Origin of the sequence: Novosphingobium olei, from assembly GCF_037076535.1 — a bacterium.
Taxonomy (GTDB): domain Bacteria; phylum Pseudomonadota; class Alphaproteobacteria; order Sphingomonadales; family Sphingomonadaceae; genus Novosphingobium; species Novosphingobium olei.
In genome coordinates this window covers 1,025,264-1,050,298 of the sequence record NZ_AP029021.1, presented here as the reverse complement: position 1 = coordinate 1,050,298, position 25,035 = coordinate 1,025,264, and the positions used below count along the sequence as shown (strand labels likewise).

Below are 25,035 nucleotides of genomic sequence, written 5' to 3'. Positions count from 1 at the left end.
AAACCGCCCTTGCGCTTTCACGTTGCAGTGCACAAACCGTTTCCCGACATCGCTCACCCCTTGCGAGGCGCTCCCAAATGACTGGCCAAGTCGACAGCGAATCCTGCGCGCTGGTCCTTCAGGGCGGCGGCGCGCTCGGCGCCTATCAGGCGGGCGTGTTCGAGGCGCTGATGGAAAGCGGCCACATGCCCGGCTGGGTCGCGGGCATCTCGATCGGCGCGGTCAATGCGGCGCTCATCGCGGGTAACCCACCGGACAAGCGCATCGCCGCGCTGCGCGCGTTCTGGGACAAGGCGTCGAGCCGGGTGCCCTTCCCCTCGCCCTTTGCCGATGGCTGGGGGCGGCGGCTGTTCAACGAAGCGTCGGCCGCCACGATCGCACTCACCGGCATTCCCGGATTCTTCACCCCGCGGCTGTGCGCGCCCTGGCTCGAACAGCCCGGCTCGCCGCAGGCGATCAGCCTGTACGACACCGCCCCCTTGCGCGCCACGCTGGAAGAGCTGGTGGATTTCGACCTGCTCAACGATGGCCCGGTCCGCTTCAGCGTGGGCGCGGTCAACGTGCTGACCGGCAACTTCGTCTATTTCGACAACCGCGACCGGCGCATCGGGCCCGAACACATCATGGCGAGCGGCGCGCTGCCGCCCGGCTTTCCGCCGGTGATGATCGATGGCGAACCTTACTGGGACGGCGGCATCGTGTCGAACACGCCGCTGCAGCAGGTGCTGGACCAGCGCGGCACCGACCCGCTGCTGGTGTTTCAGGTCGATCTGTTCAGCGCGCGCGGGATGATGCCGCGCAGCCTGGCCGAAGCGGCGCAGCGCGAAAAGGACATCCGCTATTCCAGCCGCACGCGCATGAATACCGACATGAACAAGCGGATCGAAGCGCTTGAAGCAGCGGCACAAAGGCTGTTCGCCAAATTGCCACCGGAATTTGCCGACGATCCCGATCTCGCCCTGCTCAAGGCCTACCGGTCGCAGGGGCCGGTGACGATCCTGCACCTGATCAATCGGGGTGAGGACTACGAGAGCCAGGGCAAGGACTACGAATTTTCGCGCATGACGGTCGAAGGGCACTGGCAGGCGGGGCGCGAGGACGTGCTCCGCTCGTTCGCCAGCCCGCGCTGGAAGAAACGCGAACGCCCCACGCGCGGCATCGTGACGCTCGATCTCGCCTGACCACCCTAACCGGGGAATCCCCCTCAAGAACCGGAGCCATCACCATGAATCTTAACAACAAGGTCTGCATCGTCACCGGCGCCGCCAGCGGCATCGGGCTTGCCATCGCCAAGCGCTATGCGGCCGCCGGGGGCAAGGTCGCCATCGCCGACTTGAAGCTCGATGCGGCGCAGGCCGCGGCCGATGCGATCAACGCCGACCATGCCGATGCCGCGCTTGCGGTGGCGATGGACGTCACCAGCGAAGACCAGGTCAACACCGGCGTGGCGCAAGTCGTCGCCAAGTGGGGCACCGTCGACGTGCTGGTGTCGAACGCGGGCATCCAGATCGTCAACCCGGTCGAAGCCTTCGCCTATGCCGACTGGAAGAAGATGCTGGCGATCCACCTCGATGGCGCCTTCCTCACCAGCAAGGCGGTGCTGCCGCACATGTACAAGCAGGGCTCGGGCGCGGTCATCTTCATGGGCTCGGTCCATTCGAAGGAAGCGAGCCCGCTCAAAAGCGCCTACGTCACTGCCAAGCACGGGTTGCTCGGCCTGTCGCGGGTGATCGCCAAGGAAGGCGGCGCCAAGGGCGTGCGCTCGAACGTGATCTGCCCCGGCTTCGTGCGCACCCCGCTGGTCGACAAGCAGATCCCCGAACAGGCGAAGGAACTGGGCATCAGCGAAGACGAAGTGGTCAAGAAGGTCATGCTCGGCCAGACCGTCGACGGCGAATTCACCACGGTCGAGGACATTGCCGAACTCGCCCTGTTCTTCGCCGCCTTCCCCTCGAACGCGCTGACCGGCCAGTCGCTCACCGCCAGCCACGGCTGGTCGATGAGCTGACGCGGGGAGCCTCGCCCCCCCGCATCACGCCCCTGACCCTTCTCGCGGGCGGCCGCCACGGTCGCCCGTCAAGCCCTGCGCATCCGAATCACGGCGCGGAGCGATCGCCGCCCGCGCAATCGATCATTGTCGGCGCCCATCCCCCGCTGCCCGTTCCTGCCTTCCGCTGACGGCACCATCCGGCCAAGCGAAAGCATGGAACTGCATGAAAACAGAAGATAATGCCCAACGACAAAAAGACGTTGCGGATTGTTGCTTAAATAATTTCCCACCCGTAAATTGGTGCCGATAAAAATCGCGAAAATATCGGCGGGCGATAGGAAACAATTTGCCGCCTTTACCGCCTGTCATGGAGGGTTTGGTGAAGCGCTACGGGGTCGCAACGCGAATCAGGACCGAACTATACAGGCGGTTTATTAGTATAGTACGTTGGTACTATAATCATTTCTGGGGAACGCACATCGGCGAAGGCACCCGGATTTCCCTCACCGCCAAGATCGACAAGACCTTTCCCGACGGGATCCGCATCGGGAAGTATTCGGCGGTCACCTTCCGCACGTCGATCATGACGCACGATTTCGTCAACAACGTGCACCTGCCCACCACCATCGGCGACTACTGCTTTATCGGCGCGCACGCGGTGATCATGCCGGGGGTGACGATCGGCGATCACTGCATCATCGGCGCGGGCTCAGTCGTGCTGCGCGATGTGCCGGCCCATTCGCTGGCCTTCGGCAACCCCGCGCGCGTGATCGAACGCAACATCCAGACCGGGCTCTACGGCGCGCGCATCCGCGATGGCGCGCCCGCCGAAACGGCACCGGCCGCACAGTCAGCCGCTGACCAGGCCGATACCATGCCAGCACATGCCTGAAGGGGGACAAAGGCGTGACCACAGACACCGTAGCCGACCAGATCCGCGCGACGTTCAACGCCTTGTGGAGCGAAGATCACGACGAGCCGCCACCGCCGCTCTCCGATGACACCGTGCTGCTCGAAACGGGCTTCGATTCGATGGCCTTCGCGGTGCTGATCGCGCAGCTCGACGACGATCTCGGCGTCGATCCCTTCGCGATCGATCCCGATGCCGAACCGCCGATCACTTTCGCCGAATTCGTCGGGTTCTACACCCGCCTGCTCGAAGCGGACCAGCCGGCCATCCCGCTCGCCGCCGCCGAACCGCGCGAAGACCTGACCGCGCCCGCCTTCGTCGATGGCTAGCCTGGGCCTGCGGTTCAGGGCGCGCGCCCTGCCGCCCGGCCAGGTGGTGATCGATACCGGCGATGCCCGCGTAACCGCTGGCGAGCTGGCCGATCTCGCCGCATCCGCCGCGCCCGGATGCGGGCTGCAGGATATCGTCACGCTGGCCCCGGCGCAAATCGGCGATCTGGCCCGGCTCGTCGCCCTGCTCGATGGCAAGGTCGCGGCGCTGCGCTTCCTGCCCGCCGACCTCGCCTCGCAAGCCACCGATGCGCTGACCGCCCCGCCCGCCGTCGTCCACCCGCACCAAGGCGCCGCCGTCGCCACACGTTGGGACCTCGCGACCTCGGGCTCGACCGGGGCGCCGAAGTTCTTCGCTCACGCCTTCGCCAGCCTCGCGCGCGGTGTGCCAACCCCGCCCGATCCGGCCCCGTCCGATCCGGCGCAAGGCCAGGGCGCGCCCGTCTGGGGCATGCTCTACGATCCGTGCCGCTTTGCCGGGCTGCAGGTACTGCTCCACGCCCTGCTCGGGGGAAGCCGGCTCGTCGCCCCCGCCGCCGATCTGCCCTTCGCCCAGCGCATCGCCGCGCTGGCCGCAGGCGGGGTCATCCATCTGTCGGCCACGCCATCGCTTTGGCGCCGCGTGCTGATGGCCCCGGCGTCGCGCGATCTTGCCCTGCAGCAGGTCACGCTGGGCGGGGAAACGGCCGACCAGCCGCTGCTCGACCGGCTCGCCCGCCAGTTCCCCGCCGCGCGCATTTCGCACCATTATGCCTCGACCGAGGCCGGCACCGGCTTTTCGGTCCACGATGGCATCGCCGGTTTTACGCAGCAATGGCTCGACCGCGCGCCGCACGCGCTCGCGCTGCGCATCCGGGACGACATGCTGTGGATCCGCCCCGATCCGCAGACCCTTCGCGCCGGGCGCGAGGCGCTGTTCGACGCCGACGGCTTCCTCTGCACGCAGGACCGCGTCGAGCTGGCGCAGGGGCGCGTGCGCTTTCTCGGCCGCGCGGGCAACGTCATCAACGTCGGCGGGGCGAAGGTCCATCCCGAACGCGTCGAAGCGGTGCTCAAGCAGCATCCCGCCGTGCTCGATTGCCAGGTCGTGCCCCGCCCCAGCGCGATGCTCGGCGCGCTGATCGCGGCAAGGGTCGTGCTCGATCCCGGCGATGCGGCGCAGGGCGCGCCTCCTGCCGACACCATCGCCGCGCTCAAGCGCTGGTGCCGCGAACACCTGCCCCGCGAAGCACGCCCCGCCACGATCGAGATCGCACCCGAACTCGCGCTCACCCGCGCGGGCAAGGCGGCGCGGGTTCCGGCATGAGCACGGTCGTCGTCACCGGCGCCTCGCGCGGGGTCGGGCTCGCGCTCGCCGCCCGCCTGCTCGAGCGGGGCTATCACGTCGTTGCCGCCAACCGTCGCTGGAGCGACGCGCTGGCAGAGCTTGGCGAGCGCCATCCCGGCAAGCTCGCGTTCGAACCGCTTGATCTGGGCGATCTGGCGCAAGTCGCCGAAGTCGGCCGCCGCATCGTCAAGACGCACAAGGACATCTACGCGCTCGTCAACAACGGTGCCGCCAGCAGCGACCGGCTGTTCGCGCTCACCCCTCCGGGCGAGATCGAAAGCCTCGTCACCACCAACCTCACCGGGCCGATCCTGCTGACGCGGCAATTGCTGCAACCGATGCTGGTGCGCCGCCGCGGCCGCATCATCATGACCTCGTCGGTCAACGCGCGCACCGGCTACAGCGGCCTGTCGGTCTATGGCGCGACCAAGGCCGGGCTCGAAGGCTTCACCCGCTCGCTTTCGCGCGAAGTGGGCAAGCGCGGGATCACGGTGAACTGCGTGGCTCCGGGCTACATGGCGACCGAGATGACCCGCACGCTCGATGGCGAACGGCTCGCCTCGGTCCTGCGCCGCGCCCCGCTTGGCCCGGCCGAACCCGAGGATGTGGCCGGCGCCATGCTCTACCTGCTCTCGGAAGAGGCGGCGCGCGTCACCGGCACGGTGTTGACCGTCGACGGCGGCAGCACCGCCTAGAATCTCACCTCAGTCCAGCCGCGCCTCAGATAAGGCCCGCGTGCTCCAGCGCGGCGTCCACCGCCTTGCGCGCGCCTTCGCTGCACGGCACCAGCGGCAGGCGCAGGTCCTCGGTCAACCAGTCGTGCACGCGGGTCAGCGCGTACTTCACCGGGCCCGGCGAAGCGTCCTCGAACATCGCGTAGTGCAGCGGGTAGAGCTTGTCGTTCAGCTCGCGCGCGCGGACCAGGTCGTTGTCGGCGCAGGCCTGCTGGAACTCGGCGCAAAGCTTGGGCGCCACGTTCGCCGTCACCGAAATGCAGCCCACCGCGCCCGCGGCATTGGCCGGCAGCGCCAGTTCGTCGTCGCCGGAAAGCTGGCAGAAGTGCTTGCCGATGCCCATGCGGTGGTCGGTCACGCGCGAAAGGTCGCCGCTCGCATCCTTGATGCCGATGATCCGGTCGGGAAAGCGCTTGGCCAGCTCGCACACCGTTTCGGGCAGGATGTCGGTCACCGTGCGGCCGGGCACGTTGTAGAGCACGATCGGCAGGTCGATGTGTTCGGCCAGATAGCTGAAGTGCGCGATGATCCCCGCCTGGCTGGGGCGGTTGTAGTAGGGCGCCACGCACAGCGCGGCCTGCGCGCCGCACTTCTTGGAAAAGGTCATGTGCAGCAGCGCGTTCATCGTGTCGTTGCTGCCGCAGCCGGCGATCACCGGCACCCGGCCTGCCGCCTGTTCGACGCAGACCTCGATCACGCGGTGGTGTTCGGCGTTCGACAGGGTCGATGCCTCGCCCGTCGTGCCGCAGGGCACCAGCGCCGACGAACCGTTCTCGATCTGCCAGTCGACCAGCTTGCGGAACGCCTTCTCGTCAAACGCTCCGTCGCGAAAAGGAGTCACCAGAGCCGGAATTGAGCCGGAAAACATGGACTTTCACCTTCAACATGCCGCATGATCGGACAGCGGCGCTGAACAGCGCCGAAAATGAGGACGGGGTATCGTTATTCAGTGCCTGATAAGGACGCGTGGCATAGGATGTCCAGCGTGGACGTGAAAGCTGTCATTCGAAAGCTGCTGCTGGGTGCGGCAGTCCTGCCGGGCCTTGCCGCCTCGGTCGCCTGCCACGCCAGCGAAGGCAGCGGCGATGTCGATGCAAGCGCGTGGGATCGCGCCCGCGCGCAACTCGTCGCGCAGGCGCAGGGGCCGATGGCCCAGGCAATCGAGCGCTGGAAGCTGCTGACCAGCTCCAACCGCTTCTCGTTCAACGATTATGCCGGCTTCGTGCTGTCCTATCCGCGCTTTCCGGAAGAGGAGCGCCTGCGCCGCTATGCCGAAGCGGCGCTCGATCGCGAATTCGCCGATGCCACCACGCTCGTCGCCTTCTTCGATCGCCAGCCGCCGCTGACCAATCCCGGCCGCGCGCAGTACGCGCTCGCGTTGCGCCAGCTCGGCCGCCCCGATGCCGCGCAAGTCGCCCGTGCCGCCTGGCGCGGCGGCGCGATGAGCGACATGGCCGAAGCGAACATCCTCGCCGCCTATGGATCGACCTTCACGCAGGACGATCACGACGCGCGGATGGACGCGCTGCTCTGGGCCGGCGCCACCGCGCAGGCGCAGCGCGAACTGCCGTGGATCTCCCCGGCGCGAAAGGCCATCGACGGCGCGCGCCTCGCTTCGCTGCAGGGGCTCGATCCCTATGCCGTTGCCGCAGGCGTCCAGCCGCAGGCGCTCAATTCCGATCCCGGATTCCTCTTCCAGCGCGCGCGCCAGCTTCGCAAGTCGGGCCAGGGCAGCGCCGCGCAATCGCTGCTCGCAAACCGCCTGCCGCTCACGCGCAAGCCGCTCGACCGCGAAAAGTGGGTCGAGGAACTGCTCATGAACGCGCGCGGCGCGGCCACGTCGGGCGATGCCCGTTCTGCCGTGCGCATCGCGGCGGCCATCGACGATGCGTTCGATCCGGGCGAGGATGTCAGCCAGACGACTTACGGCCTGCGCGATGATTACACCTCGCTCGAATGGCTCGGCGGCACGCAGGCGCTGTGGAACATGGGCGATGGCAACCAGGCCGCCCCGCTGTTCTACCGCTACGGTGCTGCCGCGCGCACGCCGGGCACCCGGTCCAAGGGGTTCTACTGGGCGGGCCGCGCGCTCACCCAGGCGGGCCGCACGGCAGACGCCAACAAGTACTACGAACTCGCCGCGCAATATGCCGACCAGTTCTACGGCCTCCTCGCGCTCGAACGGCTCGGCCGCGCGGTGCCGCGCTTTGCCCGCGATTCCGATGCGCAGGCCACGGCCGCCGAACGCGCCGCCTTCGCCGCCGCACCGCTGACGCAGGCCGTGCGCGAAGTGGCGCGCGAAGCCGACTGGCGCACCAGCGTGCGCTTCTTCAAGGAAATCGCCGAACAGCAGCAGACCGAAGGCCAGCACATGCTCGTCGCCGAACTGGCGCGCAGCCTCGGCCGGCGCGACCTGGGCGTGATCGTGGGGCAAGCGGCCGGCGCGCGCGGCTATCTCGATTTCCAGCATATCGCCTTCCCGCTCGTCACCGTGCCGCCGGGCTACGAAAGCGGCTGGACCGGCATCCACGCCATCGCCCGTCAGGAAAGCCAGTTCGCCCAGAACGCGCTGAGCCATGCCGGCGCGCGCGGGCTGATGCAGCTGATGCCCGGCACCGCCAACGAACAGGCGGGCAAGCTCGGCCTCGCCTACGATACCACGCTGCTGACGCAGGACCCCAACCTCAACATCCAGCTCGGCAGCGCCTATTTCCAGCGCATGCTCAATTACTTCGGCGGGTCTTGGCCGCTGGCGGTCGCCGCCTACAACGCGGGCGCGGGCAACGTGAACAAGTGGCTGCGCGCCAACGGCGATCCGCGCACCGGCGGCATCGCCTGGGTCGACTGGATCGAACGCATCCCGCTGTCGGAAACCCGCAACTACGTCCAGCGCGTGCTGGAAAACGCCGTGGTCTACGAAGCCATGAACCCCGACAAGGCCAGCTACCGCGGCCCCAACCCGCTCAGCCACTTCCTCGGCAAGAACCAGCCAGGCTGAGTTGACCGGACCCGAAGGGTGGCGGAGGAGTGCGAGCGAGGCGTGGGGCCCCAAGAAAGAAGAACAGTCCTTCGACAAGCTCAGGATGGGCGGGGTTCGGGGCGAAACCATTACCCGCCAAAATAGCGTCATCCCAGCGAAGGCTGGGATCGCTGGCCGCCAAGCGCCTACCAACCGCTCCGCAAACCGCCCACGATGCCAGCCTACGCTGGCATGACGACCCCGGAAGCAAGAACTACCCCCTCCCCCATACCCGTTGCCCTGAGCCTGTCGAAGGGCTGCCCTTGTCCTTCCAGCGCAACAGCGAGATCGAACGCAGCACCTCCCCAAAGCGCTTGGCCAGCGCCGGAAGACGTCCCGGGAGCGCGAGGGGGTGACCCCCTCGCATCTGCTCTGTTCTCTGCCCTTCCTTCCCGACCTTGACAAAACGTACCATATAGGTTATACGCCACCCCACGGACCGGGAGCGGCATGGCCGGCTTGCTCTTCGCTCCTTCGGGCCAATCTCCACGTGGGGTATGGCCCGACGCGACCGGCGCGGGTCGGCGCTGCGGGAACCGCATCTCTCTCAAGGGATACGGCAGAGAGGGCGTTAAGCCCCAAGTCCCTCAGGGCAACCCAACGCCACTGCAACGGACGGGCGGATGTGGTGCGGTGGTTCAACCGCGTGGCAGCGCCTCCCTGAAGTCACAGTGCCCCATGATCCGCCGAAGATCCGCTTCCACGCCGATCCGAGGCCGTCCGGGCTGATCCTTCAGGGACTTATTCGCTACGGACCGGGCCGCCTTGCGAGCCGCCGCCCGGGTTTCGAGCCCCCGTCCGAATAAAGGCTGAGCCGATCCGGGATAGCCAACGCCCCGCCGGCCACTCGCCACAGCGTTCCTCTTGCCCTCCACGCGCACGCGCCACGCATGGCGCCCGCGCCGGTCGCGCAGGTCCGTACTCTTCCCAACGGCGTTATCGTCCGGGCTCGCCGCCGGATAAGGCGGCGTGAGTCGAGTGGCCCGCGCGGGCGAGCCCTGCCCTTATTCGGGCAGCATGTCCTGCAGGCGGGTCAGCAGCTTCTGGATGTTCAGCGCGGCGTCCTTGAACATCTCGACATCGCCGCCATCGCCCGAACCCCGGGCTTCCTTGGCCGCTTCGACATAGCCCTCGAGATCCGCTTCGAGCGCGTCGACCAGCATTTCCAGCTCGTCGGCGGTCACGGTCAGGGAAAAGGTCTCGGCCATCGGGATTCGCTTTCGCATCTTGGATAAAGTCCTGCCCGCCCTACGCGCGGGCCATCCACAGCGCAACAGCGCGCGCCTGCTTTCGCCGTGCAGGACGAACGCCTAAGACCGCGCGCATGAAGGTTGAAGGCAATCCCATCACCCCGGCCGGCCTCGCCGCGCTGCGCGCGCGCTACGATCACCTGCTCGGCACCGAACGCCCGGCCATCGTCGAGATCGTCAGCTGGGCGGCGGGCAATGGCGACCGCAGCGAGAACGGCGACTATCTCTATGGTCGCAAGCGCATGCGCGAGATCGATCGGGAGCTCGCCCACCTCGCCCGGCGGATGAAGGCCGCGCGCGTGGTCGATCCCGCGCGGCAGGAAGACCGCACCCGCGTGCTGTTCGGCGCCACGGTGGAAATCGCCGACGAGGACGACAACCGCCGCACGCTCACGCTCGTCGGCGATGACGAACAGGATGCGAGCGCCGGCCTGATCGGCTGGAGCGCCCCCATCGCCCGCGCCCTGCGCGGCGCGCGCCTTGGCGATCTGCGCGTGGTGCGCCTGCCCGGCGGCGAAAAGGAGTGGGAGATCGTCGGCGTCAGCTATCCGGAGCCGTGATCCCAACGTCGCCCTTCGCTCACACGTTGGGGATCGTGGCGCCCAAGTGCTTTCCGGCGATATAGCCGAAGGTCATGCCCGGTCCCAGCGTGCCACCGGCCCCGCCATAGACATCGCCCAGCACCGCCGCCATGGCGTTGCCCGCGGCATAGAGCCCAGGGATCGGGTTGCCGTTCCAGTCGACCACTTGCGCATCGGCATTGGTGCGCGGGCCACCCGCGGTCCCCAGCGCGCCCGCCTCCATCTTCACCGCATAGAACGGCCCACGGTCGATCGCACCCAGCGTGCGGAACGGCGGATCGTAATCGAGATCGCCCCACATGTAGAAGTTGTCGTAGGTGTTGGCGCCGCGTTGGAAATCGTCGTCGCGTCCCTGCGCAACGAAGCCGTTGAAGCGTGCCACCGTCGCCTCGAGACCCGCCGGATCGATTCCCGCCTTCTGCGCCAGTTCGGCCAGGGTATCGGCCTGCAGCATGTAGGACGGCGTCGGCGCTCCCGGCGCGGCGTTGAAGGTGTGGTACTTGTCCCTGTAGCGCTGGTCGATGATCAGCCAGTACGGCAGGTTGGCATAGGCATGGGTGCCCGCATCGAAGGCATGCAGCGCCTTGCCCAGCGCGTTGTAGTTCGCCGCTTCGTTGACGAAGCGCTGCCCCTTGCGGTTGACCAGGATCGCCCCCGGCCGCGCGCGCTCGTCCGATCCCAGCATGTAGTTGGGCTTCGCGGCGCGATGCTGCGGCTCGAACTCCAGCACGCTCTGCATCCAGAAGGCGTTCTGCATGTTGCCGAGCTGCGCCCCCGCCTCGATCGCCATCAGCAGGCCGTCGCCTTCGTTCTCGGGAACGCTGACCGGGCCGGTGAGCGGACCGCGCAGGAAATTCTTCACCAGCGTCTCGTTCCATTCGAACCCGCCCGTGGCGATGACCACGCCGCGCCGGGCGCGGACGCGCACGTCCTTGCCGCTGGCGTCTTCGGCCACGACGCCGATCACGCGGTCGCCATCCTTGACCAGCCGCCGCGCACGCTTTTCGAATTCGACCGGGATGCCACGGTCGAGCACGGCCTTGAACAGCGACCCCGCCAGCGCCTGTCCCAGACCGCGATAATCGCCGCGTTCGCGCTCTTCGAGCGTCGCCGCGTCGAGCGTGCCGCGCGTCGCCTCCATCAGGCTGCCGCGCAAGGGGTAGGCCATCTTGCTGGGGTTGACCCGCCCCGCCCACTTGCCGAGCCGTTCGAAGGCGAAGGCTTCGTTGTCCAGACTGCGCCCGCCATCGGGCTTCGCGCCGGGGGCATAGGGCTGGTAATCGGGGAAATCGGTGAACGAGACCAGCCGCACCGGCGTCTTTTCGGCAAAGTAGCGCAGCATTTCCGGCCCGTTCTGCATGAACGCCCATAACAGGTCGGGATCGAGCGCGCCGGGAGCAAGGCTGTCGAGATAGGCGACGATGTCCTCGTCGCTGTCGCCGATCCCGGCTTCGTGCTGGTGGTGATTGTTCGGAATCCACAGCATACCGCCCGACATCGCCGTGGTGCCGCCGACCATGCCCGACTTCTCGAGAATGACGACATCCCTGGCACCGTGATCGTAGGCCGAGATGGCAGCGGTCATCGCCGCCCCGCCCGAGCCGAGCACGACGACATCCGCCGTCAGATCCCACGCCACGTTCGCACTGGTCACGCCTTGCGCCATCGTCCATCTCCGTTTGCGGCATCCCGTCTTTCGAGGAGCCTCAGCTTGCATCGGCCGTATACAACACGCGTTGCACACAGTGTCCTCGACCTTTGGCTAGGTGGCTTGGCCAGCCCCCCACTTGTGGCTACGAGGTGGCGATGCCTGCACCGGTCGACCATGACGAGAAGCGCCGGGAAATCGCGGCGATCGCGGCGGACCTGATCGCCGAACGCGGGCTGGAGGCGGCAACCATCCGGCAGATCGCGGCGCGCGCCGGATTCAGCACAACGGTGGTGACCCACTACTTCGCCAACAAACGCGCGCTGCTGCGCGCCGCCTATCGCCATGCGGCCGAGAGCACGCAGCAGCGCTTCGACGCGCTGGCCGGCAGCGAGCTGTCCGATCCGCTGGCCAGGCTGGAAATCCTGCTGCCGATCGACGAGGACGGGCGACGGGCCTGGCGGGTCTACTTCCAGTTCTGGCCGATGGCCGATCATGATCCGGAACTGGCCGAGGAGCAGCGCTGGTGGAGCGCGAACGCGGTCGGCCTTGCCCGCGAAGCGCTGAAGATTGCCTACCCGCACGTGGACGATATCGACCGCAGGGCGACCATGGCGGTCAGCGCCCTGCAGGGCATCGCCATCCAGTCGCTGTTCGATCCCGACAACTGGCCGGCCGAACGCCAGCGCGAATTCTGGCGCGCCAACGCCCGGCTTATCATGGGCGACAGAGCCATCCGCTGACCGTGCCCGCAAGGCAAGCCGAGCGGTTGGTCGCAAGTCGCTTTGCCGCCGTCCAGCTGCCTGATACATTTCGACAAATAACGGATCGGGTACGGGTTCGGGGAGCATCAATGAAAACGGGATCATGCGCCATCGTCGCGTTTGCGGCGCTTATTCTTCCGGTTGCGGCACACGCCGACAATCCCAACGATCCTGCCATGCGCAGCAAGGCAGCGCGGGCGCGCGACAGCGCGATCATCCGCCAGCTGAATCTGAACGAGGCGGCGCGCGTGAAGCAGCGCGATGCGCAATATGCACAAGGCTGGCGCGCCTGGCGCGAGGCGCAGGACGGCCAGGGCCGGGACACGCGCGCGGACTATGCCGAACAGGACAGCCGCTATCGCGCCGACCAGGCCGATTACGAAGAACGCCGCGCGCAGTACGAGCAGGACATGGGCGACTGGCGCCGCGCCGTGGCCGCCTGCCGCGCGGGCGACTGGTCGGCCTGCGACTGATCGCGTGATCGCCGATGGCCTCACACGGATGGCCTGACACGGATGGCGTGACGCCACCGGTCGCGCTATCACGCGAGGCATGACCTCATCGCGCTTCTACATCATGCGCCACGGCGAAACCGTCTATAACGCCGCGCGCCGCCTGCAATCGAACCACATCCATACTCCGCTGACCCGGCTCGGCTGCGAACAGGCGACGCAGATGGGCCAGGCGCTGCGCCGGGAACTGGGCGAACGGCCCCGCGTGGTGCTCCACGTTTCGGAGACCGGCCGGGCGCTGCAGACGGCGGCGCTGATCGCCGAGGAGCTGGGCATCGACTGGTTCGCCGCCAGCCGCACGGCGGACCTGAAAGAGATCGACATGGGATCGTGGTGCGAACGGTCCTACGACGATGTCGAGGCCGAGCATGGGCCCATCGTCATCGCCGACCACCTGCTGCGCCCCGCCCCCGATGGCGAGGACTACCCGGAGATCGCCGCGCGGCTGCAGAGCTGGATCGAGCGCACCGGCGATGACGGGCAGGATCATATCGTGGTGATGCACGGCATCTCCAGCCGGGTGCTGCGCGGAATCATGGCCGGATACCCGGCCCATCCCGATCACGGCGTGCCGATCGCGCCTTCGCTGGTGCAAGGCTCGATCGCGCTGATCAAGGATGGCGCGGAATGCGTGCTCCATGGCGCCGAGCGCGGGACCGAGCACGCCTGATGGCCGAGATCGTCAACCTTCGCGCCGTCCGCAAGGCAAAGCAACGCGCGGGCGCGCAGGCGGAGGCGGCGGCCAACCGGGCGAAGTTCGGCCGCACCGCCGGGCAGAAGGCGCTAGAGGAAGCCGAAGCAGCGCGCGCTGCGGCGAGGCTTGCCGCGTTGCGGCGCGAGCGGGACCCCGACTGAGCGATGCGCACGACCTATGGCGAGGCGACGGTGCGCCTCTATCACCTGGGTGACGGAGCCGAAGGCGGATCGGCCGAAACGCTGTTCTACGGCCCGCTGGACCAGGCGATGGCGATTGCCGCCGCGCAGAGCGAAGCGGTGCAGGACGGCCTGTTCCTTGCCACCGACAACGACGTCGTCGCCTACCTGGACCTGCTCGAAGGGTGAAGCGGGGGCTGCTGGCCGTGCCGCTGGCCATCGCGGCCGTCCCTGCGGCGGAGGCGCGCGATTCGCTGGGCGTGTGGAACGATTGGGCGGCCTTCCGCGATCCGGGCGTGCCGCGCTGCTACGTCATCGCCATGCCGCGCCCGGCACCGGGGCGGAAGCGCGATTTCCAGCCGTACCTGACCGTCGCCAGCTGGCCGACGCGCGATGTGCGCGGACAGATCCACGTGCGCCTGCCGCGCGTTGCCTCGCCTGCCGCGCGGGTCACGCTGTCGATCGGCGGGCAGTCGTTCGTGCTGTTGGAAGGCGGGGCCAGCGCCTGGGCCGAAGACCGGCGCGCCGATGCGGCGATCGTGGCGGCGATGCGGTCTTCCACGGACCTGACCGTGACCTTGCGCGAACCCGGCCGGGTGACGCGCGAGACATGGCGGCTTGCCGGATTGCCCAGCGCGCTCGACGCCGCAACACTCGCCTGCGCGCGGCGCTGACAGCAAAGCGGGCCGAGGTTGCCCCCGGCCCGCCGCTTTGATCTTCGGATCGATCAGGCGATCAGAAGCGCACGCCAACGCTGGCAACGACCTGGTGACGGTCGGTGTCGATGTTGAAGCGGCTGCTGTCCGGCGTGTTGCCGTTGAAGTCGAATTCCGCCTTCTGGTAGTTCGAGTAGCGGTATTCGATACGGCCGAAACCGTGATCGCCGAGCTTCTGCTCGATACCGGCGCCTGCGCGCCAGCCGTCGGTGTCGAGGCGCTGGTTGCTGACCAGGCCACCGCCATTGCCTTCCAGCGCGAAGCGGGCGTTGGTGTAGCCACCCTTCACGTAGAGCAGGGTCTTGGGCGACATGGCGAAGCCCAGACGGGCACCGACGTAGAGGTCACGTTCGGCCTTCACGCGGCCCAGGTTGAACGTGTTGGGAACGCCGTTGTTGTTGTCCCAGCGGGCCGAGCTGGTGGTCGCTTCGCCTTCTGCACCGAGCGTCAGGCGATCGCCCAGCGGCACGTCGAAGCCGATGCCGCCACCGAACACGATGCCGTCCAGCGACTGCTTCACGTTGGCGGTGTTGTCGATGTCCTTGGTGCTGCCCGAACGCAGGTGATCCCAGCCGATCGTGGTGTTGACGCTGAGGCCGCTGAAGTTCTTCGACGGCGACACCGTTTCGTCACTGGCGTCCTGCGCAAAGGCCGGAGCGGCCAGAGCAATGGTGGATACGGCGACAAGCGCGGCAACGATCTTCTTCATAAATGAAACTCCCTTTTTCGTGTCTGCCAGTAACCGGAAGGTTGCGACCCAGCCGGCAGTCCACTGACGAATGACTTCACGGCCATTCGGTTTCCTGAATCGAATACAACAAATGACAGTGTTATTTCTGCAACACTATTTAGTTGGTTGCATAACAAGGGCGGGCCGGATCGCTCCAGCCCGCCCCGTCATTCGAGAACGGTCAAACCGTCAGGCGGCGATCCGTTCCCGGATCAGAAGCGCACGCCCGCACCGACCATGACCTGGTGACGATCGGTATCGATGTTGAAGCGGCTGCTGTCCGGCGTATCGCCGTTGAAGTCGAATTCGCCCTTCGAGTAGTTCGAGTAGCGGTATTCGGCCTTCACATAGGCGTTGGTGCCGACCTTCTGTTCGACACCGGCGCCAACGCGCCAGCCGTCGGTATCGAGGCGCTGACGCAGGTTGGTGCTGCCGTCGGTGCCTTCGAGGTTGTAGCGCGCGTTGGTGTAGCCACCCTTCAGGTAGACCAGCGTCGAGGGCGAGACCGCGTAGCCGGCGCGGGCGCCGAAGTAGAGGTCACGCCCGGCCTTCACGCGGCCGAGATTGAAGGTGTTGGGCACGCCATTGTTGTTGTCCCACTTGGCGCTGCTGTCGGTGACTTCGGCTTCGGCACCCAGGGTAAAGTTGCTGCCGGCGGCCACGTCGTAGCCGGCACCGATGCCGTAGACGACGCCGTCGATCGACTGCTTGATGTTGCGTGTGTTGTCGATGTCGACGCTGCTGCCCGAACGATTGTGGTCGTAACCGACCAGGCCTTCGACCCGAAGACCCTGGAAATTCTGCGCGGGCGTGGCATCCTGCGCGAACGCCGGGACCGAGATCGCTGCCGCACCGACGGCAAGGATGGCGCTGATCTTCTTCATAAAAAACTCCGTTCTGTAACCCCTGCCAGCAAGCAAACGCATCGGCTGGCATTGGTCCTTCGAACGGATGAGACAGATCGCCGGTTTCATGAACCTAACACAACAAGGCCATGTGGCAAAACCGCCACAGTGGCAGGGCGCGTTTGCGAAAGCGGGCGCACTTCCCTATATGCGCGCGCATGCACACCCCCCTGATGCCGATCCCCGGGCACACGGACCCCGTTCCGGTGCCGCGTGACGTGACCCCGCGCGAAGATGGCCGGATCGACCTGATCGGCCTGCCCAAGAAGCGCATCGTCGAGCTGTTCGGCGAAGCCGGGCTCGATCCCAAGGCCGCCAAGCTGCGCGCCAAGCAGGTGTTCCACTGGCTTTACCATCGCGGCGTGACCGATTTCGAGGCGATGACCGACATCGCCAAGACGATGCGCCCGTGGCTGGCCGAACGGTTCGTGATCGGCCGTCCGGAGATCGTCGAGGCGCAAGTTTCGACCGACGGCACGCGCAAGTGGCTGTTGCGCACGGCGGACAAGCATGACTTCGAGATGGTGTTCATCCCCGACGCCGACCGCGGCACGCTGTGCGTTTCCAGCCAGGTCGGCTGCACGCTCAACTGCCGCTTCTGCCATACCGGCACGATGCGGCTGGTGCGCAACCTGACGCCGGGCGAGATCGTCGGCCAGGTGATGCTCGCGCGCGATTCGCTGGGCGAATGGCCCAAGGGGGCCGGCAACATGGCCGGTCTGGACTTCGACGACGACGACGAGGAAGCCGCCAGCGCCTACACCCCCGACGGACGCCTGCTCACCAACATCGTGATGATGGGCATGGGCGAGCCGCTCTACAACTTCGACAACGTGCGCGATGCGCTGAAGCTGGTGATGGATGGCGACGGGCTTGCCCTGTCGAAGCGCCGCATCACGCTTTCGACCAGCGGCGTGGTGCCGATGATGGCCCGCGCGGGCGAGGAAATCGGTGTGAACCTTGCCGTCTCGCTCCACGCGGTGACCAAGGACGTGCGCGACGAGATCGTTCCGATCAACCGCAAGTACGGGATCGAGGAACTGCTGCAGGCCTGCGCCGACTATCCCGGCGCTTCGAATGCTCGGCGGATCACGTTCGAATACGTGATGCTGAAGGACAAGAACGACAGCGACGACGATGCGCGTGAACTGGTCCGGCTGATCAAGCAGTACAAGCTGCCCGCCAAGGTCAACCTGATCCCGTTCAACCCGTGGGACGGCGCGGTCTATGAATGTTCGAGCCCGGAGCGGATCAAGCGCTTTGCCGAGATCGTGTTCGATGCCGGGATTTCCGCCCCGGTGCGCACGCCGCGCGGACGCGACATCGACGCGGCGTGCGGGCAGCTCAAGACGGCCGCCGAAAAGAAGAGCCGCGCCGAGCTCGACCGCCTCGCCGAAGAGAAGCAGGCCGCGCTCGGCTGACGGCCACCGTCACGAGGCGGTGTAGCTGCTCGAAAGGCGGAACACCGTCTGCGCCGTGGCGCCGTTCACGTAGCGCACGCGGTAGAGCACGCCGGTGCCAAGGCTGCCGCACAGGCGCACCGAGAGGTTGGCCGAACTGCCCGCCGTGACAGCCTGGCTGAGGATCGGCTGGTAGGTCGTGCCGGTATCGGTCGACTGGTCGATGAACAGCGTGCCCGCCTGGTCGGCATAGGCACAGGCGTTGAAGAAGCAGTACTGCAGGCTGTTGGTGTTGCGCCCCGTCCCGGTGAACGTGGCCGATGCGGCCAGCGCGGTCTGGCTGTCGGTAAAGCCGGTGGTCGAATTGACCGTGCCAGTGACCGTCACCGACCCGAGCGCCGACGAGCCGCCGGCGAGCGACACGCCGCTGAAGCTGCTCGACTGCTGCTTTTGCGACAGCGTGATCGAGACCGTGCCGCTGCCATAAGTCGACACGCGCGCGCGGACGAAGGCGGCGGTGGAGCTGAAGCTGAAAAGGCCGGCGATCGTCGAGCTGGTGACCGGCGCGCTGTTGGCGGCAGCGCTGGAGATCACCGGCAGCGCGACCCAGTTCGTGCCGTCGTTCGACTGTTCATAGCTGACCGTGCACGACGTTCCGGCGCTGGTCACCTGGAACGAACCACCCATATAGAGCGAATTGCTGGCCGAAACGACGACTGCGGCCGACGTCGCCGTGCCGGTAACCGCCGCGCCTTCGCTGCACGAACGATAGATCGCCGAGAGCCAGCCGGTCAGCCCCGTACCGCCGGTCGGCATCGTGGTGCCGGTGACGGCGGCGCCGGCGGGTTCAATGTTGGCAAGGTCCGTCGCCGGCGCGATCGACAGGCTGGCCGCACCGGTCTTGGCGCCAAGGCTGGCGGGAAGCTGGCCCGAGATCGCCGAAAGCGTGGTGATCGCCGACGCCTGCGCGGTGGCCGTCGCCGCCCCGGTGGGCAGCGGAAGGCTTGCGGCAGAGATCGCCTGCGTCGTCGGGAAGTTCGCCACCGAGACGGTCTGGTTTCCCGGCAGGTTGGTCACCGCGACAGGCAGCGGCGCATCGAGGCTGACGGTCTGGGCCGAATTGTCCGGGTTGGCGAAGGCCACCGCGTTGGCCGCGGTGAACGTCGAGGGGAACTGTATGGGGGGGTTTGGCATCTTGAGGCTCCTTGCAAGGGACGCTCTAGATAACCAAATCGGTTCTTGTAGGAAATATAACTAACCTACATGCCTATCCCATGGTGAGAGTGCCGCCTTGTGACACCATGTCGGCGCGTCCGCCAATCCACACGCCGTCCGCGGTTCGGCGCACGCTCACGCGGCCGTCTGCGCCGACCTTGCGGCCCTGCGCGGCGACGTAGCCCTCGCCGCCCTCACCCCGTTCGAACAGGGTGAGCGCGATCGCTGCGTTGAGGCTGCCGGTCACGGGATCTTCGGTGAACGTGCCGTCCGGCTTGGTGAAGAAGGCGCGCACTTCCCATGTGGCCTCGCCGCCGGGGGCCAAGGCTCCGACGAGGCCGACGTCGGTGGGCACGGTGGCCCGCGCCACCGGCTGCGCTGCGAGAACGTCCTCGGCCGAGCGAAGCACCAGAAGCCGCCAGCCGGGCCCGTTGTCCGCGTGCACGGCCGCGACCACCTGCTCGCGCGTAACGCCGGCGACGCGCATCGCCTCGCGCGCGTCCTCTTCGTCCAGCGGCCCCGCCCGCAACAGCGGCGGCGCACGGAAGGCAAGCTCCTCGCCCTCCTCGCGCACCTCGACCAGGCCGATGCCGCATTGCTGGACGATCACCCCGTCCTGGCGCGGAACGCCACCCGACGCACGCCAGGCGCGTGCGGTCCCGAGCGTCGGGTGCCCGGCAAACGGCAGCTCGCCCGCGGGATAGAAAATGCGCACGCGGTAATCGGCCCCCGGATCGGTCGGAGGCAGGAGGAAGGTCGTTTCCGAAAAACCCAGCCAACGGGTCAGCGCCAGCATCTGGTCAGACGAAAGCGCTTCTCCGCCACGCACGACGGCGAGCGGATTTCCGGTCATCGCTTGGCGTCCGAACACGTCAACCAGATCGATCAGCACGATTTTCGCCTTTTTCTCATAGCCTGTTCATACCTGCAGAGGTGATCCATCGCCCGCAGGAAACGCCCTGTCCCGGAAAGAGCCGCGCGTTGCTGCGTTCATCCGGCGTTGTGGATCGCAAGTCCACCCCCCGCGTTGCCCGTCACAATCGAATATCGGCAAACAGCAGGGAGCTTTTCGCCATGAAGAAGATGATCATCGCCGCGGTGCTTGCCGCCGTCGCCGTTCCCGCCGCTCCGGCGCTGGCGGACCCGCCGTCGTGGGCCCCGGCGCATGGCCGCCGCGACCACGATCGTGATCGTGATCGTGACTACCGCCGCGACTATCGTTCGGGTGACTATGACCGCTATGGCCGCTATCGCGAACCGCGCCGCCTTTCGCGCAACGATCGCATCTGGCGCGGTAACGACGGCCGTTACTATTGCCGCCGCAACAACGGCACCACGGGCCTGATCATCGGCGCAGGCGTTGGTGCGCTGGTCGGTCGCTCGATCGATAACCGTGGCGACCGGGCGCTGGGCACGATCCTCGGCGCCGCGGGCGGCGGCCTGCTTGGTCGCGAGATCGATCGCGGCGGACTGCAGTGCCGCTAAGCACCTAGCTTGAAAAAACAAAACGGGCGCGCGGCTTGCGGGAACGCAAGCCGCGCGTCATGCTTTGCGACGGCGGGATCTTCGGGAGGTACGCAATGAGCATGCTGTTGCTGGATCAGGCGCTGAAGCGGCTGGTTCGCAAAGGGACGCTGACGGTTACCGAAAGCTCGGGCAAGACACGGGTCTATGGCACCGCGACCGAGGGCTGGCCCGATCTGGGGCTGCGGCTGATGGATGCGAAGGTGCCGGGCGCGATCGCGCGCGATCCCTCGCTCGGTTTTGCCGAAGCCTACATGGACGGACGCGCCAGGATCGAGGGCGGCGACATCATGGATTTCGTCGGCTTCATCCGCCGCAACAACCCGTGGGAACGCGGGGGCGACCTCGACAATCCCGGCCCGCTGAAGAAGGTGCTGGAGCGCATCGCGTTCCTGATCGACCAGCGCAACCAGCGCGTCGCCTCCAAGCGCAACGTGGCGCACCACTACGACATCGGCAACGATCTCTACGAGCTGTTCCTCGATCCGCTGCGGCAGTATTCCTGTGCCTACTGGCCGGAGGGCGTGACCACGCTCGAGGCCGCTCAGGAAGCCAAGATCGCGCACATCGCGGCAAAGCTGGACCTGCGCCCGGGCCAGCGCGTGCTCGACATCGGGTGCGGCTGGGGCGGGCTTGCCATGACGATCCATCGCATGACCGGGGCAAGCGTCCATGGTGTGACGCTGAGCGAGGAGCAGATCTCGTACGCCAAGGCCTGGGCCGCGCGCGAGGGCGTGGCCGACAAGGTGACGTTCTCGCTGACCGACTATCGCGACGTGGAAGGACGGTTCGACCGCATCGTTTCGGTGGGCATGTTCGAGCACGTTGGCGTGCCGAACTATCGCACCTTTTTCCGCACGTGCCATGACCTGCTGGCCGACGATGGGGTGATGCTGCTGCACACGATCGGCCGTGCCGGCCCGCCGACCGGGACCGACGGCTTCACGCGCAAGTACATTTTCCCCGGCGGCTACATTCCGTCGATGAGCGAGATGCTGCAGGGGATCGAACCCAACAAGCTGATGGTAAGCGATGTCGAGGTGCTGCGCCGCCACTATGCCCTGACCCTGCGCGAATGGTATCGGCGCTGCATTGCCAACGAGGCGCGCATCGTCGAGCTGTACGACGCGCGGTTCTATCGCATGTGGCTGTTCTACCTTGCCGGGGCTGCCACCGCGTTCGAGCACGGCGACCTGGTCAACTTCCAGTTCCAGATCGTGCGCGATCGTGACGCGCTGCCGCTGACGCGGGACTATATCGGAACGACCGAGGCGCAACTGATGAAGGGATATGCGCAAGGCAACGTGGTCCCGCTGGGCAAGGCGGGACGGGCCGGCTGACCCTTCAGCCGGATGCCGCGTCCGTCAGCGGCGCGGCGCGCCCGGGCCGGCGCGCACGCCAGTCCTGGATCGTTCCCCAGCTCATCGTCAGCAGCGCGGGGAGCGCCCAGACGGCGGCGAGGTTCGAGAAGATGAGGTGGGGAACGCCGTCGACGATCAGCGAGACGAAGTGCGTGATCACCGACAGCGACTGCATGGCGGCAAACCAGATCGGCCAGTAGCGGTCCGATTTGAGGGCCAGGATCCAGGCGATCAACAGGATAAGAATGTCGGAACCGCTTCCGATACTCGCGAGGAAGGCTGGTGACACTAACGCGTTCGCAATCACCATGCCGACACTGATCAAACAAAGTAGGACGGCGAAGCCCCGCTCGAGCCGCTGTCCGAAGACCATCGCCGTGATCATGTTGCTCAGCAGCATGACCCAGAAGAGGATAAGGATAGCAAGCGCGAACACGGGGCTCCCTCAGATCAGCAGGCGACCGGTTCGGTCACGTCGGCAATGGCAGTCCACGGGCCGGTCGGGCAGCCGAAGCTGGTTTCGCGCAAGTTGCTGTGCTTCAGGATCTTGGTCATTTCACGAACCGAATTGGACATCTTGGCACGGCCTTCGACGAGGCAGGTGAGCCCTTCGGCGAGCGACTGGAGCGCCGCCTGGGTCATCGGCATGGCGAGTTTGGATTCCTGGCTGGCTTCGATGAAGCTGGTGGCGAGCCGCATCTGCTGCAGCAGTGCGCGATCGATCATGCCACCCATTTCCTGGGCATCGCTGGCGACAACGCGGGTCGAGCCTTCACGCAGGTTGATCATGGAATACCTCCTGTTTCGCTTCGAGGTCCATGATTATACAGTCAGATATGCAATTTCAGGACGAAGATCAAACCAAGAACAAAAGTGATGATGGCAGATGTGGCCATAATCGAGAGGATCGACACCTGGGCGACCGACAAAATCCTTTCCTTCAACGAAAGTGAATTGCGAATCCCTCCCGTAGGGATTGATCTGCCCACTATCCGCATCGCCGATGGAGGCGGTTCCGGCTTTACCTGGTTGCGCTGCGACTCGACCGTTTCGCGATACCACCGCGCCACGGCGCCGCGGTTCTGGAAACCAAACTGGTGCATCGCGATGGCAATGTGATTGTCGACAGTCGAAGGCGAGATGCCGAGCTCACGACCGATCTCCTTCGAACTCATCCCCTTGGCGACAAGGGCGATGCAGTCCTCCTGCCGCGCCGTCAGCCGAACTTCCTCTAGGCGATGGAGAGCGTCATTAAGTGTGTGCATGGCATAAAAATCAATGCCATGGCGCTCCGACCCCTGCATCTCCAACAACGGCCAATTTGGCATGAAATGTCCGAATCGGTGGTTTGAGGGGCAGAAAATCGCGCTTTTAAAACAAATACTTGATCAACGATTCGCGCGTCGGAACCGCGATTTCGGACGATGTCCAGCCGATCTCCAGTGATCTCCAGTCGATCTCCAGCATTCCCCAAGCGATTCTCCGCACAGGTCGGGCAGGCATGGGCAATCTCCAGTGATCTCCAGCGAAGTGCCTCCAATGGTCTGGAGAGCCCACATCCTGCGACAATGCGACCAGCGAAAGGCGGATTGGCCATAGCTCCGGAGGGTTGCCAGCGGCGTGGGTAGTCGTGGCAGCTGCTATCCGTCGGGAGGTCCACTGTCCCGACCCGCCAACCCTGAAGCGACCGGGCCGGCCGTACCGCCGGCTCGGGAAGAACTGGAATGAAACCGGCCGAGGGCGATTTGCCTTCCGACCGGCCACATCGACAAGCGATGGCCAGACGGCACGGGCCAGATTGCGGGTGCCAGCTTGCGGGCGCTGCCTGCGTGTCGTGCCCGTGTAACAGGCCCATGTGACCGGGCGCGAGGGCTTACTCGCCGACGCGCGGACTAGCCCTCGAAACGGCTCACGATCGCGATGCCGAGGTGGCCGGGGACGTTTCAGGTTCCTCTCCGGTTGCGCCCCCGCCCCCCGCCTGTTAGGCGCGCGGCGCGAAATTTCTGGCGCGCATACGGGAGTCGCCCATGTCCGATATCAAGCGGGTCGTCCTTGCCTACTCCGGCGGGCTCGACACCTCCGTCATCCTCAAGTGGCTGCAGGTCACCTACAACTGCGAAGTAGTGACCTTCACCGCTGACCTCGGGCAGGGCGAGGAACTCGGACCGGCCCGCGCCAAGGCCGAACTGATGGGCGTGAAGCCCGAGCACATCTACATCGACGACCTGCGCGAGGAATTCGTGCGCGACTTCGTCTTCCCGATGATGCGCGCCAATGCCCGCTACGAGGGCGACTATCTGCTCGGCACCTCGATCGCGCGTCCGCTGATCTCCAAGCGCCTGATCGAGATCGCGCACGAGACCGGCGCCGATGCCGTGGCTCACGGCGCCACCGGCAAGGGCAACGACCAGGTTCGCTTCGAGCTTTCGGCCTATGCGCTCGATCCGTCGATCAAGGTGATCGCGCCGTGGCGCGAATGGGACCTGACCAGCCGCACCGCCCTGATCGCATGGGCCGAAGCGCACCAGATCCCCGTACCCAAGGACAAGCGCGGCGAAAGCCCGTTCTCGACCGATGCCAATCTCCTCCACACCTCGTCCGAGGGCAAGGTGCTGGAAGATCCGTGGGAAGAGACGCCCGACTACGTCTATTCGCGCACGGTGAACCCGGAAGACGCGCCCGACGCCCCGGAATACATCACCATCGACTTCGAGAAGGGCGATGGCGTTGCGCTGAACGGCGAAGCGATGTCGCCCGCCACGCTGCTGACCGCGCTCAACGAACTTGGCCGCAAGCACGGCATCGGCCGGCTGGACCTGGTCGAGAACCGCTTCGTGGGCATGAAGAGCCGCGGCATGTACGAAACGCCGGGCGGCGAGATCTATGCCCGCGCGCATCGCGGCATCGAAAGCATCACGCTCGACCGGGGTGCCGCGCACCTCAAGGACGAGCTCATGCCCAAGTATGCCGAGCTGATCTACAATGGTTTCTGGTTCAGCCCCGAACGCGAGATGCTGCAGGCGGCGATCGACCACAGCCAGGCGCGCGTCAACGGCACGGTCCGGCTCAAGCTCTACAAGGGCAGCGCGCAGGTCGTCGGCCGCAAGTCGCCCGACAGCCTCTATTCGGAACGCCACGTGACGTTCGAGGACGATGCCGGCGCCTATGACCAGAAGGACGCGGCGGGCTTCATCAAGCTCAACGCCCTGCGCCTGCGCCTGCTCGCCCAGCGCGACAGCCGCTGACC

General features: G+C 66.4%; 28 protein-coding genes. 18 read left to right on the top strand and 10 right to left on the bottom strand.

Features of this window, described 5'->3' with window-relative positions:
* Nucleotides 1-77: 77 nt before the first annotated feature.
* The 6 genes from AACH40_RS05005 (at nucleotide 78) to AACH40_RS04980 (ending at nucleotide 5,251) form a co-directional block, all read left to right on the top strand.
* Nucleotides 78-1,181 carry a patatin-like phospholipase family protein gene (locus AACH40_RS05005; protein ID WP_338644443.1) on the top strand — a complete coding sequence of 368 codons (1,104 nt, stop codon included), beginning with the start codon at nucleotides 78-80 and terminating at the stop codon, nucleotides 1,179-1,181.
* 44 nt (nucleotides 1,182-1,225) lie between these two features.
* Nucleotides 1,226-2,008 (top strand): 3-hydroxybutyrate dehydrogenase, encoded by a 783-nt coding sequence (locus AACH40_RS05000; RefSeq protein WP_338644442.1) that lies wholly within the window; start codon nucleotides 1,226-1,228, stop codon nucleotides 2,006-2,008.
* Nucleotides 2,009-2,369: 361 nt separating this feature from the next.
* Nucleotides 2,370-2,882 carry an acyltransferase gene (locus AACH40_RS04995; RefSeq protein WP_338644441.1) on the top strand — a complete coding sequence of 171 codons (513 nt, stop codon included), beginning with the start codon at nucleotides 2,370-2,372 and terminating at the stop codon, nucleotides 2,880-2,882.
* A gap of 14 nt (nucleotides 2,883-2,896) precedes the next feature.
* The gene (locus AACH40_RS04990; RefSeq protein WP_338644440.1) at nucleotides 2,897-3,229 is read left to right on the top strand and encodes an acyl carrier protein; all 333 of its coding nucleotides are present in this window, start codon (nucleotides 2,897-2,899) and stop codon (nucleotides 3,227-3,229) included.
* Entirely contained in the window at nucleotides 3,222-4,535 is a 1,314-nt protein-coding gene (locus AACH40_RS04985; RefSeq protein ID WP_338644439.1) for a fatty acid--CoA ligase family protein, read from the top strand. Before AACH40_RS04990 ends, AACH40_RS04985 begins: the two co-directional genes overlap by 8 nt.
* The gene (locus AACH40_RS04980) at nucleotides 4,532-5,251 is read left to right on the top strand and encodes an SDR family NAD(P)-dependent oxidoreductase (protein ID WP_338644438.1); all 720 of its coding nucleotides are present in this window, start codon (nucleotides 4,532-4,534) and stop codon (nucleotides 5,249-5,251) included. Before AACH40_RS04985 ends, AACH40_RS04980 begins: the two co-directional genes overlap by 4 nt.
* Nucleotides 5,252-5,276: 25 nt before the next feature.
* Here AACH40_RS04980 and dapA read toward each other — a convergent pair whose 3' ends face one another.
* Entirely contained in the window at nucleotides 5,277-6,158 is an 882-nt protein-coding gene (gene dapA, locus AACH40_RS04975) for a 4-hydroxy-tetrahydrodipicolinate synthase (RefSeq protein ID WP_169492565.1), read from the bottom strand.
* A 108-nt stretch (nucleotides 6,159-6,266) separates the two neighbouring features.
* Between dapA and AACH40_RS04970 the strand changes: the two genes are divergently transcribed.
* Nucleotides 6,267-8,288: a lytic transglycosylase domain-containing protein gene (locus tag AACH40_RS04970; RefSeq protein WP_338644437.1), complete on the top strand. Its 2,022-nt coding sequence runs from the start codon at nucleotides 6,267-6,269 to the stop codon at nucleotides 8,286-8,288.
* A gap of 1,025 nt (nucleotides 8,289-9,313) precedes the next feature.
* On the opposite strand, the gene AACH40_RS04965 is transcribed toward AACH40_RS04970, so the two are convergent.
* Nucleotides 9,314-9,517: a hypothetical protein gene (locus AACH40_RS04965; protein WP_338644436.1), complete on the bottom strand. Its 204-nt coding sequence runs from the start codon at nucleotides 9,515-9,517 to the stop codon at nucleotides 9,314-9,316.
* Between the two features lie 116 nt (nucleotides 9,518-9,633).
* Here AACH40_RS04965 and AACH40_RS04960 point away from each other — a divergent pair, with 116 nt between their 5' ends.
* Nucleotides 9,634-10,119, top strand: a complete 486-nt coding sequence (locus tag AACH40_RS04960; RefSeq protein WP_338644435.1) for a GreA/GreB family elongation factor — start codon at nucleotides 9,634-9,636, stop codon at nucleotides 10,117-10,119.
* Nucleotides 10,120-10,138: 19 nt separating this feature from the next.
* On the opposite strand, the gene AACH40_RS04955 is transcribed toward AACH40_RS04960, so the two are convergent.
* Nucleotides 10,139-11,806, bottom strand: a complete 1,668-nt coding sequence (locus AACH40_RS04955) for an FAD-dependent oxidoreductase (RefSeq protein ID WP_338644434.1) — start codon at nucleotides 11,804-11,806, stop codon at nucleotides 10,139-10,141.
* Nucleotides 11,807-11,946: 140 nt separating this feature from the next.
* On the opposite strand from AACH40_RS04955, the gene AACH40_RS04950 reads away from it, so the two are divergent.
* The 6 genes from AACH40_RS04950 (at nucleotide 11,947) to AACH40_RS04925 (ending at nucleotide 14,611) form a co-directional block, all read left to right on the top strand.
* Complete coding sequence (locus tag AACH40_RS04950; protein WP_338644433.1) at nucleotides 11,947-12,531, top strand: TetR/AcrR family transcriptional regulator; 585 nt, start codon at nucleotides 11,947-11,949, stop codon at nucleotides 12,529-12,531.
* A 110-nt stretch (nucleotides 12,532-12,641) separates the two neighbouring features.
* A complete protein-coding gene (locus AACH40_RS04945) occupies nucleotides 12,642-13,025 on the top strand; it encodes a hypothetical protein (protein ID WP_169492559.1) in 384 nt (127 codons plus the stop codon).
* Between the two features lie 79 nt (nucleotides 13,026-13,104).
* Complete coding sequence (locus AACH40_RS04940; protein WP_338644432.1) at nucleotides 13,105-13,734, top strand: phosphoglycerate mutase family protein; 630 nt, start codon at nucleotides 13,105-13,107, stop codon at nucleotides 13,732-13,734.
* Nucleotides 13,734-13,919, top strand: coding sequence for a DUF4169 family protein (locus tag AACH40_RS04935; RefSeq protein WP_338644431.1), 186 nt, complete (start codon nucleotides 13,734-13,736; stop codon nucleotides 13,917-13,919). The genes AACH40_RS04940 and AACH40_RS04935 overlap by 1 nt, the downstream gene beginning before the upstream one ends.
* Before the next feature lie 3 nt (nucleotides 13,920-13,922).
* Entirely contained in the window at nucleotides 13,923-14,126 is a 204-nt protein-coding gene (locus AACH40_RS04930; RefSeq protein WP_338644430.1) for a hypothetical protein, read from the top strand.
* A complete protein-coding gene (locus tag AACH40_RS04925; RefSeq protein WP_338644429.1) occupies nucleotides 14,123-14,611 on the top strand; it encodes a hypothetical protein in 489 nt (162 codons plus the stop codon). The genes AACH40_RS04930 and AACH40_RS04925 overlap by 4 nt, the downstream gene beginning before the upstream one ends.
* Before the next feature lie 61 nt (nucleotides 14,612-14,672).
* Here AACH40_RS04925 and AACH40_RS04920 read toward each other — a convergent pair whose 3' ends face one another.
* Both AACH40_RS04920 and AACH40_RS04915 read right to left on the bottom strand, forming a co-directional pair.
* Nucleotides 14,673-15,362, bottom strand: coding sequence for a porin family protein (locus AACH40_RS04920; protein WP_338644428.1), 690 nt, complete (start codon nucleotides 15,360-15,362; stop codon nucleotides 14,673-14,675).
* 233 nt (nucleotides 15,363-15,595) lie between these two features.
* Entirely contained in the window at nucleotides 15,596-16,267 is a 672-nt protein-coding gene (locus AACH40_RS04915) for an outer membrane protein (RefSeq protein ID WP_169492553.1), read from the bottom strand.
* Nucleotides 16,268-16,446: 179 nt separating this feature from the next.
* On the opposite strand from AACH40_RS04915, the gene rlmN reads away from it, so the two are divergent.
* Entirely contained in the window at nucleotides 16,447-17,709 is a 1,263-nt protein-coding gene (gene rlmN / locus AACH40_RS04910) for a 23S rRNA (adenine(2503)-C(2))-methyltransferase RlmN (RefSeq protein WP_338644426.1), read from the top strand.
* Nucleotides 17,710-17,718: 9 nt separating this feature from the next.
* Here rlmN and AACH40_RS04905 read toward each other — a convergent pair whose 3' ends face one another.
* Together AACH40_RS04905 and AACH40_RS04900 are read right to left on the bottom strand one after the other, a co-directional pair.
* Nucleotides 17,719-18,882 carry a hypothetical protein gene (locus AACH40_RS04905; protein ID WP_338644425.1) on the bottom strand — a complete coding sequence of 388 codons (1,164 nt, stop codon included), beginning with the start codon at nucleotides 18,880-18,882 and terminating at the stop codon, nucleotides 17,719-17,721.
* 73 nt (nucleotides 18,883-18,955) lie between these two features.
* Nucleotides 18,956-19,795, bottom strand: coding sequence for a PhzF family phenazine biosynthesis protein (locus AACH40_RS04900; protein WP_338644424.1), 840 nt, complete (start codon nucleotides 19,793-19,795; stop codon nucleotides 18,956-18,958).
* 182 nt (nucleotides 19,796-19,977) lie between these two features.
* Here AACH40_RS04900 and AACH40_RS04895 point away from each other — a divergent pair, with 182 nt between their 5' ends.
* The gene (locus tag AACH40_RS04895) at nucleotides 19,978-20,388 is read left to right on the top strand and encodes a glycine zipper 2TM domain-containing protein (RefSeq protein ID WP_169492549.1); all 411 of its coding nucleotides are present in this window, start codon (nucleotides 19,978-19,980) and stop codon (nucleotides 20,386-20,388) included.
* Nucleotides 20,389-20,489: 101 nt separating this feature from the next.
* The gene (locus AACH40_RS04890) at nucleotides 20,490-21,767 is read left to right on the top strand and encodes a cyclopropane-fatty-acyl-phospholipid synthase family protein (RefSeq protein WP_338645924.1); all 1,278 of its coding nucleotides are present in this window, start codon (nucleotides 20,490-20,492) and stop codon (nucleotides 21,765-21,767) included.
* 4 nt (nucleotides 21,768-21,771) lie between these two features.
* Here the strand turns inward: AACH40_RS04890 and AACH40_RS04885 are convergent, their stop codons facing one another.
* From AACH40_RS04885 to AACH40_RS04875, 3 genes are read right to left on the bottom strand one after another with little or no spacing between them, the layout of a single operon-like run.
* A complete protein-coding gene (locus AACH40_RS04885) occupies nucleotides 21,772-22,224 on the bottom strand; it encodes a hypothetical protein (RefSeq protein ID WP_338644423.1) in 453 nt (150 codons plus the stop codon).
* 14 nt (nucleotides 22,225-22,238) lie between these two features.
* A complete protein-coding gene (locus AACH40_RS04880) occupies nucleotides 22,239-22,577 on the bottom strand; it encodes a hypothetical protein (protein ID WP_338644422.1) in 339 nt (112 codons plus the stop codon).
* Between the two features lie 41 nt (nucleotides 22,578-22,618).
* Nucleotides 22,619-23,116 (bottom strand): helix-turn-helix transcriptional regulator, encoded by a 498-nt coding sequence (locus AACH40_RS04875; RefSeq protein ID WP_338644421.1) that lies wholly within the window; start codon nucleotides 23,114-23,116, stop codon nucleotides 22,619-22,621.
* Nucleotides 23,117-23,815: 699 nt separating this feature from the next.
* Here AACH40_RS04875 and AACH40_RS04870 point away from each other — a divergent pair.
* Nucleotides 23,816-25,033, top strand: a complete 1,218-nt coding sequence (locus AACH40_RS04870) for an argininosuccinate synthase (protein ID WP_169492546.1) — start codon at nucleotides 23,816-23,818, stop codon at nucleotides 25,031-25,033.
* Nucleotides 25,034-25,035: the final 2 nt, after the last annotated feature.